The organism is Labrys sp. HAY1-8F, assembly GCF_056754975.1.
Window position 1 is genome coordinate 5,408,682 of record NZ_JBPGWZ010000002.1, and the last position, 13,015, is coordinate 5,421,696.

The 13,015-nt window shown below is 62.8% G+C and carries 11 protein-coding genes and 1 pseudogene; 7 read left to right on the plus strand and 5 right to left on the minus strand.

All coding sequences use genetic code 11. The annotated features are described in order from the left end of the window. Positions 1-11: 11 nt before the first annotated feature. The 3 genes from ACR9ZN_RS34070 to ACR9ZN_RS34080 form a co-directional block, all read right to left on the minus strand. Positions 12-641, minus strand: coding sequence for a DMT family transporter (locus ACR9ZN_RS34070; protein ID WP_481274308.1), 630 nt, complete (start codon positions 639-641; stop codon positions 12-14). 204 nt (positions 642-845) lie between these two features. Next, complete coding sequence (locus ACR9ZN_RS34075) at positions 846-1,052, minus strand: helix-turn-helix domain-containing protein (protein ID WP_454813629.1); 207 nt, start codon at positions 1,050-1,052, stop codon at positions 846-848. Between the two features lie 10 nt (positions 1,053-1,062). Next, the gene (locus tag ACR9ZN_RS34080; protein ID WP_454813631.1) at positions 1,063-1,623 is read right to left on the minus strand and encodes a DUF2975 domain-containing protein; all 561 of its coding nucleotides are present in this window, start codon (positions 1,621-1,623) and stop codon (positions 1,063-1,065) included. A gap of 107 nt (positions 1,624-1,730) precedes the next feature. On the opposite strand from ACR9ZN_RS34080, the gene ACR9ZN_RS34085 reads away from it, so the two are divergent. The 3 genes from ACR9ZN_RS34085 to ACR9ZN_RS34095 all read left to right on the plus strand — a co-directional run bounded on the left by ACR9ZN_RS34085 (position 1,731) and on the right by ACR9ZN_RS34095 (position 4,290). Further along, complete coding sequence (locus ACR9ZN_RS34085) at positions 1,731-2,117, plus strand: chlorophyllide reductase (protein WP_441772520.1); 387 nt, start codon at positions 1,731-1,733, stop codon at positions 2,115-2,117. Positions 2,118-2,355: 238 nt separating this feature from the next. Further along, positions 2,356-3,009 carry a glutathione S-transferase family protein gene (locus ACR9ZN_RS34090; RefSeq protein ID WP_454813632.1) on the plus strand — a complete coding sequence of 218 codons (654 nt, stop codon included), beginning with the start codon at positions 2,356-2,358 and terminating at the stop codon, positions 3,007-3,009. Between the two features lie 258 nt (positions 3,010-3,267). Further along, positions 3,268-4,290, plus strand: a complete 1,023-nt coding sequence (locus ACR9ZN_RS34095; protein ID WP_434956018.1) for an LLM class flavin-dependent oxidoreductase — start codon at positions 3,268-3,270, stop codon at positions 4,288-4,290. 185 nt (positions 4,291-4,475) lie between these two features. On the opposite strand, the gene ACR9ZN_RS34100 is transcribed toward ACR9ZN_RS34095, so the two are convergent. Both ACR9ZN_RS34100 and ACR9ZN_RS34105 read right to left on the minus strand, forming a co-directional pair. Continuing rightward, on the minus strand, positions 4,476-8,237 hold the full coding sequence (locus tag ACR9ZN_RS34100; RefSeq protein WP_481274309.1) for a vitamin B12-dependent ribonucleotide reductase: 3,762 nt from the start codon (positions 8,235-8,237) through the stop codon (positions 4,476-4,478). Positions 8,238-8,733: 496 nt separating this feature from the next. Next, complete coding sequence (locus ACR9ZN_RS34105) at positions 8,734-10,017, minus strand: NAD(P)/FAD-dependent oxidoreductase (RefSeq protein WP_481274310.1); 1,284 nt, start codon at positions 10,015-10,017, stop codon at positions 8,734-8,736. A 122-nt stretch (positions 10,018-10,139) separates the two neighbouring features. Between ACR9ZN_RS34105 and ACR9ZN_RS34110 the strand changes: the two genes are divergently transcribed. From ACR9ZN_RS34110 to ACR9ZN_RS34125, 4 genes and pseudogenes are all read left to right on the plus strand, one after another. Further along, positions 10,140-10,646, plus strand: coding sequence for a DUF1003 domain-containing protein (locus ACR9ZN_RS34110; protein WP_434956021.1), 507 nt, complete (start codon positions 10,140-10,142; stop codon positions 10,644-10,646). A gap of 89 nt (positions 10,647-10,735) precedes the next feature. Then, positions 10,736-11,671, plus strand: coding sequence for a nucleoside hydrolase (locus tag ACR9ZN_RS34115; protein WP_441772515.1), 936 nt, complete (start codon positions 10,736-10,738; stop codon positions 11,669-11,671). A 182-nt stretch (positions 11,672-11,853) separates the two neighbouring features. Further along, positions 11,854-12,261, plus strand: coding sequence for an NADH:ubiquinone oxidoreductase subunit NDUFA12 (locus tag ACR9ZN_RS34120; protein WP_434956023.1), 408 nt, complete (start codon positions 11,854-11,856; stop codon positions 12,259-12,261). Between the two features lie 95 nt (positions 12,262-12,356). Next, a pseudogene (locus tag ACR9ZN_RS34125) lies at positions 12,357-12,797 on the plus strand (DUF2155 domain-containing protein); the annotation flags it as partial. Between the last annotated feature and the right edge of the window lie 218 nt (positions 12,798-13,015).

Sequence of the window (13,015 nt, forward strand, 5' to 3'; positions counted from 1 at the left end):
GCTGGGTCGGCTCAGTGGCTGACCGACTTCGACATCAGGTTGATGATCAACACGCCCGCGAGGATCAGGCCGATGCCGACGATGGCCGGCAGGTCGAGCGATTGGTGGAAGACGACGAGGCCGACAAGCGAGATCAGGACGATGCCGATTCCGCTCCACAGCGCATACGCGATGCCGACCGGTATGGTGCGCAGCGTGTAGGAGAGAAAATAGAAGGCCGCCATGTAGCACAGCCCCATCATCACCGTCGGCCACAGCCGGGTGAACTGCTCCGAGGCCTTGAGGAACGAGGTGGCGATGATCTCGAAGACCACGGCGATCACCAGGGCGGCATAGGTCGTGACGGCTGGGCTCAACGGAAGGTCCTCGGAAAGGCGCTTTGCCGCCGCTGCGTTGGAGAGCGCGGGGCAGGGCGCGCGAACCTGCGATAGCCAAGACCTCATCTTCTGTAAAGGATATGCCTCGTCGGCGAGGCGCACTGCGACCATGCGCCCGAGGGCGATGCGCGTCTTCCGTTCCAACGCGCCCGATCCTCTGGCAGCGGAGCAGGAAACCTTTAAAACAGCAACGGCGCGCGAATTGCTTCGCGCGCCGGCCGGTTCTTGGCGGATGCCGGGAGCACCGAAGCGCTCACCTCTCATCCGGGGATGATCCAGGCTTTAGCAGCCGGAACGTCAAGCGGCGGACGCCGCCTTGGCTGAACCAGTGCAAATTCCCAGGACCTTCGTAAAGTTAGACACTGGATCACCTCCTTTCGTTGGTTGCGAACATCTCCAAGATGGCGGTAGAGGGTGCGGTTGTAAAGTCCTTGGGAGCAAAGTCAGCAAAATCGGCCTGAAATGCCCCTAATCGGGCTCAAAACGCAAAATGTCGCCCGGTTGGCAGTCGAGATACTCGCAAATCTTCTCCAGCGTATCGAATCGGATGCCCTTGACCTTGCCCTGTTTGAGCAAGGAGAGATTCGCTTCCGTGATACCGATATGTTCGGCGAGATCCTTCGATTTCACGTTGCGCTCTGCCAGCATGACGTTGAGACGGACGCGGATGGGCATGGGTGGGTACTCAGACGAACTGGGCGTTTTCATCCGCAATCGCGGCCGCCTCCGACAAGATCCAGGCGATCACCATCACCAGCGCAGCGAAGACGATCTCGATCAGCATGCTCGAATCGAGGCTGATCGCCAGAGTGCGTGTGCCCGGCAAACCGTTCCAGCTCAAGATGACCGACAAGGCCGCACCACAAAAGGGTCTTGCAGCCGCAGAAACCAGGAGTGCGAGCGCCAGGCCGCGCAGGCCCTGGATCGCATCGGCTTCGAAGAGGGAGCCGGTCGAAAAGGACCTGAAGGTGCGGCGCGCCTGCATCAGGCCCCAGACCAGTGCGCCGAGCGGCGCCATCGAAACCATGCAGGCGAGGATACGCGTAGCAAGGCTGAGATCGCCGTATCCCGGCGCGGCGAGGCGCGCATCGGCGAGCAGCCGTTCCGAGGGCATGACCGCCCAATAGAGCAGCATGAGGCCGACGAGGACGATCGCAAGGATCGCGCAGAATGGAGCCATGTAGCGGCCGGTCACCCGAATGCGCCTGGTTCGCTCCATCCTTGAAATGGCATGGGTGGTAGACATCTTGATCTCCTAAAACATACTGCATAATAGAAATAAATTATCGTTTTACAATAATATTTTTTTATGAAATGAAATCCCTGACTTCACTGTTCATGGGAAATCGGATCATGTCCACCATTCGAATTCGCGGCGTCGGCCTGACTATCGCTTGCCTCTGCTCGCATCTGTCCTCGCCTGCCCAGGCGGCTCCCTCGACCACGCGAGGGCAAATTTCGGTCGCGCAGGTGGTGCAGATGCTCGAGGAGGCTCCGCGCAATGCCATCGCCCATCAAGTGCTGACCGCCTATCTTGCCGGCGTGGGCGAGAGCGCCGGCGTCCTTGTCGGTCTTGCGGCTGGGAAGGCGGCCTGCAAGACAGGCCTGAAGCTTGATGACCGAACTGTCAGGCAGGCGCTTGCCCCGGTTGCGGCCGATGCGGCAAATGCGGCGCAGATACCCGCGACGCCGGTGATCTTGCGCGACATGCTGACCCGGGCGGGTTGCCGGCTGGAATGATCCCGTCACGCCTGACGTGACCACATCAGGAAATCGCCGGTTTTGGGTGACCTGGCCTTAGAACGGCTCACACTTCCAAGCGTGTTCGATAGATGAATTACAACTTGCAGAATCCTGAAATTGCGTCGTTTTTTGAAAGAGAGTGGAGATATTCCGGTGTCGCCTGATGCCAAGTTCGAAGAAGGATGGGGCGGGTTGGATCGTTAGCCCTGGCCGCGTGTTACAGAGGAGAGAAGGGGTGACTGGGACATTTGTTGTCTATGGAGCGGCAGGCTCGGGATCGGTTCCGATCGAGGCTGCCCTTAGCCTTCTTGAATTGCCGTATCGCGTGGAGGAATGCGCTCCGTGGGAGGGGGGACAGGAAGCGAGCAAGCTCGTTGGCATCAATCCCATGTTGCAGGTTCCGGCATTGGCACTGCCTACGGGTGACGTGATCAGCGAGAGCGCCGCGATCCTGATCTGGTTGGCCGATACCTATCCCGAAGCACGGCTCGCGCCGGCGTTGACCGAGGCTGCGCGCCCGGCATTCCTACGCTGGATGACCTATGTATCTTCGGCCATTTACGCCCTTTATTGGATTACCGATAATCCTTCTCGCATCATCGAAGGAGCGGAGCATCACGCGGCCGTCAAATCCCGCTTGTTCGATCGCATCGCTCACTGCTGGGAATTGATGGAGATGCAATTGCGGCCGGGCCGCTATCTCCTCGGCGAGGATTTGTCGGTTCTCGATCTCTATGTGGCCACGGCCTCGCGGTGGTCGCCCGGGCGACGGCGCTTCTATGAGGTTGCGCCCGGTCTGGCGGAGACGATACGCCGGGTGGATGCCGACCCTCGGCTGACGGCCATCTGGGCCGAACGCTTCCCATTTACGCGAGGCTGGGAGCGTTAGGGCGCAAAGCGAGTTCAAGATGACCAGATCGGCTTTGCCGGTTTCGCGATTGCGACTGCCTATAGCTCGTCCAATGGCAAAACGCGGGCATCAAGGACGATCTTCTCGATGAAGGGCCATTTGCCGTCACGGGCTTCGAGCCGATCGTCCAGTTCAGGGGGCCTGCCGGAATGTAACTTCACTCCCTATATCTGAAGCGCGCCGGCACGCTTTCCCGCTGCGGGGCGCATTTGGGAATTCAGCAGGCAGACATTTCGCATGAAGAAGATCGGTTTTCTTTCGTTCGGGCACTGGACACCATCAACTCAATCGCAAACGCGATCTGCCGGCGATACGCTGCTGCAGTCGATCGATCTGGCCGTTGCGGCGGAGGAGCTGGGTGCGGATGGCGCCTATTTTCGCGTCCATCACTTCGCGCGTCAGCTTGCCTCGCCTTTTCCCTTGCTGGCGGCCGTGGGAGCCAGGACCAGTCGCATCGAGATCGGCACCGCCGTGATCGATATGCGGTACGAGAATCCGCTCTACATGGTCGAGGATGCGGGTTCCGCCGATCTCATCTCGAAGGGCCGCCTGCAGCTCGGCATCAGCCGTGGCTCGCCCGAGCAGGTGATCGATGGCTGGCGCCACTTCGGCTACCAGCCGGCGGAAGGCAAGAGCGATGCCGATATGGGGCGCCAACACGCGGAGGTTTTCCTGAACCTGCTGCGCGGCGAAGGGTTCGCCCAGCCCAATCCGCGGCCGATGTTTCCCAATCCGCCGGGCTTGCTGCGCCTCGAGCCGCATGCCGAGGGCTTGCGTGAACGGATCTGGTGGGGGGCTTCATCGGATGCAACCGCGATCTGGGCCGCCAGGCTCGGCATGAACCTGCAAAGTTCGACCCTGAAGAACGACGAGACGGGCGAGGCCTTCCATATTCAGCAGGCCAAGCAGATCCGCGCCTATCGTGCGGCGTGGAAGGAGGCCGGCCATGCGCGTGAGCCCCGGGTCTCCGTCAGCCGCAGCATCTTCGCGCTGATGAATGATGAGGACCGCATGTATTTCGGGCGGGGAGGCGATGGGGAGGACCAGATCGGCTTCATCGACGAGCGCACGCGCGCGATCTTCGGACGCAGCTATGCTGCCGAGCCCGAAGCGCTCATCGAGCAGCTCAGGCAGGATGAGGCGATCTCCGAGGCCGATACCTTGCTCCTCACCGTCCCCAATCAGCTCGGCGTCGCCTACAACGCCCATGTCATCGAGACGATCTTGACCGAGATCGCGCCTGCGCTCGGTTGGCGGTGAGCAGGGCAATCTGCAGCTACAGGCACCGCAATCGGGGCGATGAACTCAAAAAAGATGCACCCGCCAAACATGTTTGGCGGGTGCATCATTCGAATTTTCCAAGGCTTTGAAATCACGCCATTTTCGTCAACGGCGGTGGATGTTCAATGGCATCCATCGCACCTTGGAGTACTCTCCATCCACCTTCAGCTGCAGCCGGTGGTGCCGCCGCATGTGTCGCATTTCAGGCACGTGCCGTTGCGCACCAGCGTGAAGTTGGCGCATTCGGGGCAAGCTTCGCCTTCATAGCCGCGCAGCCTGGCTTCCTTGCGGCGCTCGGAGGCCGGCTTGACCGCGGGAGCGGCCGGGGCTTCCCAGGCGAGAGCGTCGAGGGCGGGCTCCTCCTTCAGCGCCGTGGCGCCGACGGTGTGCGCACCCGGGCCGGCGACCACGCCGCGGCTGAGGCCGGTATTCACGGCGCTGGACAGGGCCGTGATGGCGCCGCGAGCATCGTTTGATACCGGGGCGAGCGTGTTCGACGCAGCGGTGGCACCGCCGGGCATCACCACGAAGCGCTCGGTCTTGGAGCGCACCAGGCCGCGCGAAACAGGCACGGTCACTGGCTGGGCCGGCGCCTTGCTCTCTCCGTCACCACGGCCAAGCGTAGCATGGCCATCCTCATCAGGCACGACATGGGCGAGGTCGTAGCGGCCGACATAGGAGATGGCGAGCTCGCGGAACACATAGTCCAGGATGGAGGTGGCGTTCTTGATCGAGTCGTTGCCCTGCACAAAGCCAGAGGGCTCGAAACGCGTGAAGGTGAAGGCCTCGACATATTCCTCCAGCGGCACGCCATATTGCAGGCCGAGCGAGATCGCGATGGCGAAATTGTTCATCATCGCTCGGAAGGAAGCGCCTTCCTTGTGCATGTCGATGAAGATCTCGCCGAGGCGGCCATCGTCATACTCGCCGGTGCGCAGATAGATCTTGTGGCCGCCCACCACCGCCTTCTGGGTGTAGCCCTTGCGGCGGTCGGGCATCTTCTCGCGCTCGCGCGCCACTTCCACCCGCTCGATAATACGCTCGACGATCTTCTCGGCGACCTGGGCCGCACGGGCGGGCACCGAGCGCTCGAGATGCTCTTCCACCGCGTCGGCTTCGTCCTCGTCGGCCAGAAGCTGCGAGTTGAGCGGCTGGGAGAGCTTGGAGCCGTCGCGATAGAGGGCGTTTGCCTTCAGCGCCAGGCGCCAGGACAGCATGTAGGAAGCCTTGCAGTCCTCCACCGTGGCGTCGTTGGGCATGTTGATGGTCTTGGAGATCGCGCCCGAGATGAAGGGCTGCGCCGCCGCCATCATGCGGATGTGGCTCTCCACCGAGAGGAAGCGCTTGCCCAGGCGTCCGCAGGGATTGGCGCAATCGAATACCGGCAGATGTTCGGCCTTCAGATGCGGCGCGCCTTCGAGGGTCATGGCGCCGCAGACATGGATGTTGGCCTTCTCGATATCAGCCTTGGCGAAGCCAAGGTGAGCGAGGAGGTCGAAGGAAGGCTCGTTGAGCTTTTCGGCCGGCACGCCGAGCGTACCGGTGATGAAGTCCTCGCCGAGTGTCCACTTGTTGAAGACGAACTTGATGTCGAAGGCCGAAGCTAGGGACTTCTCGAGCAGAGCGAGCTTCTCCTCGGTGAAGCCCTTGGAGGCCAGCGAGGTGTGGTTGATCGCGGGCGCCTGGCGCAGCGAGGCATGGCCGACGGCATGGGCCTCAATCTCGGCGATGTCGGCTTCCGAATAACCCAGCGTCCGCAGGGCCTCGGGCACGGCGCGGTTGATGATCTTGAAGTAGCCGCCGCCGGCGAGCTTCTTGAACTTCACCAGGGCGAAATCAGGCTCGATGCCAGTGGTGTCGCAATCCATCACCAGGCCGATCGTGCCGGTGGGCGCGATCACGGTCGCCTGGGCGTTGCGGTAGCCATGGGCCTCGCCCAGCGCCAGGGCGTTGTTCCAGGCGGCCTTGGCATGCTCGACGATGGCCTTGCCGTTGTCGCCGAGGGCTGCGAGAGAAGCGAGATCGAGCGCGACCGGTGCGGTGGCCAGCGCCTCATAGCCCGTTGCCTCGCCATGGGCGGCACGGCGATGGTTGCGAATGACGCGCAGCATGGATTCGCGGTTCGGCTCGAAGCCCGGGAAGGGGCCGAGCTCCCTGGCCATCTCGGCCGAGGTCGCATAGGCGACGCCGGTCATGATTGCCGAAAAGGCGCCGCCGAGCGCGCGGCCGGCATCGGAGTCGTAGGGGATGCCCGAGGTCATCAAGAGGCCGCCGATATTGGCATAACCCAGGCCCAGCGTGCGGTAGCGATAGGACAGCTCCGCGATCGCCTTGGAGGGGAACTGCGCCATCATCACGGAGATTTCGAGCACGATCGTCCACAGACGGACGGCATGCTCGTAGGAGGCCAGGTTGAAGCTGCCGTCTTTCTCACGGAACTGCAGCAGGTTCAGCGAGGCGAGGTTGCAGGCCGTGTCGTCGAGGAACATGTATTCCGAGCACGGATTGGATGCGCGGATCGGCCCCGAGACCGGGCAGGTGTGCCAGTCATTGATGGTGGTGTGGAACTGGATGCCCGGATCGGCGGAAGCCCAGGCGGCGTGGCCGATCTTCTCCCAGAGGTCACGGGCCTTCAGTGTCTTCATGGTCTTGCCGGTGATGCGGGCCTTCAGCTCCCAATCGCTGTCCTTTTCGACCGCGTTGAGGAAGGCATCGTCCACGCGCACGGAATTGTTCGAATTCTGGCCGGCGACGGTGAGATAAGCCTCCGAGTCCCAATCGGTGTCATAGGTGTCGAAGGAGATATCCTTGTAGCCCTGCTTGGCGAATTGGATGACGCGCTTGACCAGATTGTCGGCGACGAGGTTGCGGCGGGCCGCCTTGATTTCGCGCTTGAGGGCCGGGTTGCGCTCCGGATCGAAGCAATCCTCGCCCGGGCCTTCGCATTGCACGCAGGCGCGCATCACAGCCTTGAGGTGGCGCTGCACGATCTTGGAGCCGGTGACGAGGGCGGCAACCTTCTGCTCTTCCTTCACCTTCCAATCGATATAGGTCTCGATATCGGGATGATCGGCATCGACAACCACCATCTTGGCGGCTCTGCGGGTGGTACCGCCCGACTTGATGGCGCCGGCGGCGCGGTCGCCGATCTTGAGGAAGGACATCAGGCCGGAGGAACGGCCGCCGCCCGAAAGCCTTTCGCCCTCGCTGCGCAGGGCCGAGAAGTTGGAGCCAGTGCCCGAGCCATATTTGAACAGGCGCGCCTCGCGCACCCACAGATCCATGATGCCGCCCTCGTTGACGAGGTCGTCGGCAACCGACTGGATGAAGCAGGCATGCGGCTGGGGATGCTCGTAAGCCGAGGACGAGGAGGTCAGCTTGCCGGTCTTGTAGTCGACATAGAAATGGCCCTGGCCGGGGCCATCGATGCCATAGGCCCAATGCAGGCCGGTGTTGAACCATTGCGGCGAATTGGGCGCGACCATCTGCATGGCGAGCATGTAGCGGTGCTCGTCGAAGAAGGCTTGCGCATCGTCTTCGCTGTCGAAATAGCCGCCCTTCCAGCCCCAATAGGTCCAGGTGCCGGCCAGGCGATCGAAGACCTGGCGCGAATCAGTCTCACCGACAAAACGCTCGGCCTCGGGGAGAGCGGCCAGAGCCTTCTTGTCGGGAACCGTGCGCCAGAGCCAGGATGGAACGGCGTTCTCTTCCACCTTCTTTGTACGGGCGGGCACGCCCGCCTTGCGGAAATATTTCTGCGCCAGGATGTCGGCGGCGACCTGGCTCCAGGCCTCCGGAACGGCGATGCCTTCCAGCCGGAAGACGATCGAGCCATCCGGATTCCGGATCTCGCTCGTCGCGGTCCGGAACGCGATGGACGCGTAGGGGGACTGCCCCTTCTTGGTGTAAAGCCGATCAATCCGCATTGCGTTCTGCCCCGAAAATTAGACGCAAAAATTCGCGCCGTGCCAGCGTTACGGCTCGGTTCGAAATCTGCCTGACATCCTGTTTACTTGTCGGTGAGTGCATGGCCCTGCCAACGTTCGAATGCCGGGCTCGTGCCCCGCAATCCCGCGAGGTTACCCCCGCCGCCGACGTTTCCGACTATGACTCAATAGGTATAACTCGACGGGGGTGGCGTCAAGATTTAGTGCCGGCAAAATGAGTGACTATCTACATATGGTAGAGGCTGTGGAAAACGGGGACAAGCTTGAGCCGGCAGCCTCAAGGCTCCGGAATCTCTGGCGAAATCGCCGCCTTCACCCTGTCTTTGAATTGCCATGTTCCGGTCATGTTTCATTTACCATCCCGGTGGATGACCCAAAATGGCACACAAGCCTTTGTGGAGAGATCGCCGAAGTCCTGCCGTAAGGGCAAGCGCGGGAGGTCGTTGGCCGACGAATCGAGGCCGGGGTGATTCCCTCACCCCTTTTCGAGCGACGAATCGTCCCCGTCCCCGCCCTGGGTGATCAGGCGGGCGCCGCGTTGATTGCGGGTGTGGATCCATAACCAGCTCAGGGCGACGCTGAGGCGAGAGCGTACGCTGATCAGGAAATAGATGTGGGCGATGCCCCAGATCCACCAGGCGAGCGAGCCGCGCAGCTTGATCCAGCCGAAATCGATCACCGCGCGCTTCTTGCCAATCTGCGCCAGGCTGCCCTGATGCTTATAGCGGAAAGGAGGCGGGGCAGGATCGCCCGCCAGCCGGGCCCGAATCACCCGGGCGACATAAACGCCGGCTTGCTTGGCGGCCGGCGCAATGCCGGGTACGGGCTTGCCGTCCGGGCCGGTGAGGCTGACGGTATCCCCAATGGCGAAGATCTCGGGATGACCCGGCACAGTCAGGTCCGGCTCGACGATGATTCGGCCGTTCCGGTCCGCCGGGACAGCGAGCCATTCGGCAGCCGGGGATGCGCGCACGCCCGCGGCCCAGACGATGGTGCGTGCTGGCAGGAGCTTGCCGCCATAGACGACGCCCTCGGCGGTGCATGCGGTGACCGCGGCGCCGAGAACCACCTCGACACCAAGGCTTTCGAGCGACTGCTTGGTGTAATCGGAGAGGTCGTCGGGGTAGCCTGCGAGCACGCGGGGCCCAGCCTCCACGAGCACCACTCGTGCTTTATGCGTGTCGATACGGCGAAAATCCGGAGCCAGGGTGTCGCGCGCCAGTTCGGCGATGGTGCCGGCGAGCTCTACGCCGGTTGGTCCAGCGCCAACGATCACGAAAGTGAGCAAAGCGTCCTGCACCTTGGGATCGGTCTCGCGTTCCGCCTTTTCGAAGGCAATGAGAATGCGCCGGCGAATGGTGGTGGCGTCCTCGATCGCTTTCAGGCCGGGGGCGTGAGGCTCCCATTCGTCATGACCGAAATAGGCGTGGCGCGCGCCCGTCGCCAGAATCAGCGTGTCATAGGCAAGCATCGCGCCGTCCTTCAGGCATACTTGCCGCGCCGGCGCGTCGATGCCGCCGACTTCACCGAGCAGCGTGGTCACCTCCGGCCGGCCGCGCATGAGATGGCGAATCGGCCAGGCAATCTCGGAGGTGGCCAGCGAGGCGGTGGCAACCTGATAGAGCAGGGGCTGGAAGATATGGTGATTGCGCCGATCCACCAGCGTGATCTCGACGGGCGCCCTCTTGAGGTGATGGATAGCTTCCAGGCCCCCGAAACCTGCCCCGATGACCACGATACGGTGGGGTTCGCCCGCCATGTCCCATTCTCCTGCCTACAGTCCGGCGTCGCGGCCCGTATGCGCGCCCGACAATTTCCGCCGTTCAGCCAGGGAACCTTGTAGCATTCCCGCACCGCAAGCAGAGTCGGAAAGAACGGAAGATGAGCCTCATCGCCAAAGCCCATCAGCTTCATGACGAGGAGCTGGCACTCCTGCACCGGTTGCGCCAGTCGCGACGCGTCCGACGAGGAGGAGATCAGGCGGCGATGTCCTTCGGCGCCCGCGTTGCCGATGCGGTCGCCGCCACCATGGGAAGCTGGCCTTTCATTATCGTGCAATCGGCCGTGCTGGCGGCCTGGGTGGTGCTCAACGTCATCGCCTTCGTCCAGCATTGGGATCCCTATCCCTTCATCCTGCTCAATCTGGCGCTGTCGTTCCAGGCGGCTTATGCCGCCCCCTTCATCATGATGAGCCAGAACCGGCAGGCCACCATCGACCGTGCTGCCGCCACCCATGACTATGACGTCAACACCAAGGCGGAACTGGAGATCGAGCTGTTGCATGAGAAGATAGACTTCCTGCGTGAGACTCAAGTCGTGGAGTTGATGCAACTGGTCAAAAGGCTGGAGGAGAAACTCGACGCCGCCGACCGCGCGCCACCGGCCTGAAGCAGCCGAGGAAGAGGAGTCTTCGGCGCCTTGCGCGCCGATCCGCGCCGGTCCATGGTCCGGCCTTCTTCAATGCTCCCGAGTCTGTCATGCCCCGTTCCATCATCATCGACACCGATCCCGGCCAGGACGATGCCCTGGCGCTGTTGCTGGCGCTGGGAAGTCCCGAGATCGAGGTGCTGGGCATCACCACCGTGGCCGGCAATGTGCCGTTGGCCTTGACGAGCCGAAATGCGCGCGTGGTCTGCGAGCTGGCGGGGAGGTCCGACATCACCGTGTGCGCCGGCGCGGACCGGCCGCTGCTGCGACCGCTCGTCACCGCCGAGCATGTGCATGGCAAGACCGGCCTCGACGGCGCGGATCTGCCGGAGCCGGCCATGCCGCTCAGCCCGCGCCATGGCGTCGATTTCATCGTCGAGACCCTGATGACGCGCCCCTCCGGCACCATCACGCTTTGCCCGCTTGGCCCCCTCACCAACATCGCCCTGGCGTTGATGCGCGAGCCGCGCATCGCCCCGCGCATCAAGGAGATCGTGCTGATGGGCGGGGGCTGCTTCGAGGGCGGCAACATGACGCCGGCGGCCGAGTTCAACATCTTCGTTGATCCCCATGCGGCCAAAGCGGTTTTCGCCGCCGGCGTTCCGATCACCATGGCCCCGCTCGACGTGACCCACAAGGCGCTCACCACCCGCCCGCGCGTCGACAGGATCCGGGCGATCGGGTCCAAAGTTTCGGATGCGGCGGTGGGTTGGCTCGATTTCTTCGAGCGCTTCGACGTGCAAAAATACGGTTCGGAGGGCGGGCCTCTGCACGATCCCTGCGTGATCGCTTGGCTGATCAAGCCTGAGCTCTTCACCGGCCGTTCCTGCAATGTCGAGATCGAGACGGAATCCGACCTTACCCAGGGCATGACGGTGATCGACTGGTGGGGCGTGACCGACCGTCCGAAAAACGCCTTTGTCCTCGGCGGCATCGATGCCGACGGCTATTTCGACCTGATTGCGCAGGCGATCGCGCGGCTCTGATACTTCGCCGGTGGCCTTCGGGTCGGACGGATGCGGAGTTAGGATGGCAGATTCGAGCAGAACAAGGTTCTGCTGCCACGCGTCTTGCTCTAGAAATCGCCTGTAAGGTGGAGCGGAATGGTGGACATCCCCTTCATGCTTGGCCATAAGACTTGCAACGGAATACGAAACGGCAGCCCTCGATGAAAACGCTCCTGCAGATCTTCACGTGGTGGAACGGCTCCACGATCGGAACCCGCTTCTGGACCTCGCGGAAGGGCGAGCGCGTGGGTGAGGACGAGTTCGGCAATGTCTACTACCGCACCAAGGGCGGTGCCGTGGATCCGACCATTGGCGTGCAGCGCCGCTGGGTGCAGTATAATGGCTATGCCGAGGCCACGGCGATTCCGCCGGGCTGGTGGGGGTGGATGCACCATCAGATCGATACCCCTCCGAGCGAGACCGAATACAAGCCGCGCGATTGGCAAAAGCCGCATCGCCCGAACCAGACCGGTACGGTGAACGCCTATCATCCCAAGGGCTCGATGCTCTCTCACGGCCATCGCCAGGCGGCGACCGGCGATTACCAGGCCTGGTCGCCGGGGGACTGACGCATCGGTATAGCCGGCTGCGGCGGTGCCCGTGGCCGTCTTTTCGCCCCGAAGGGGCGCTATCGCTTTTCGACTCGTCCAGACACGGATCCCCTTTGCCTTTGCGTCCGCCTGCCTTCCTTTCTCTGACCGACCGGTCCCGGCGCCTTGCTGTTGCAAGTGCGGCTTGCCTCGGCGTGATTTTGGGCACCGGCGAAGCCCGGGCTGAGCGCATCACCAACCCCACCGCGGTCTTCACAGGCCTCGACAAGATTTCCGGTGAAATCAGTACCTTCGAGGCGCCAGTTGGACAGACGGTGAAGTTCGGGGCGCTCAGCGTGACCCCACGCGTATGCTACAGCCGTTCGGCCAGCGAGGATCCGCAAACCACCAGCTTCGTTGAAATCGACGAGCTCACGCTCAGCAAGAAGGTCGATCGTCTGTTCAATGGCTGGATGTTTGCTGCCAGCCCGGGCCTCAATGGCGTCGAGCATCCCGTCTATGACGTCTGGCTCAAGGACTGCAAGGGCGGCAAGACCAGCGATCCACCGCCGCCGCCCGTGGTGACGGCTCAGCCGGGCAGCAAGCCCGCGAAGGGCAAGAAGGGGCAGGCCGCATCGCCCGAGACGGTGGTACCGGACGCCGCTCCGCCGCCTGAGGCCGGCGACGGCAATACCGATTTCTTCGACCAGCCGGTGGATCCCAACGCGCCGCAGGATTGAGCGGGCGGCTTTTCACCGTCCATGCACAGCTTTGTTGATCGGCGTGATTGTCT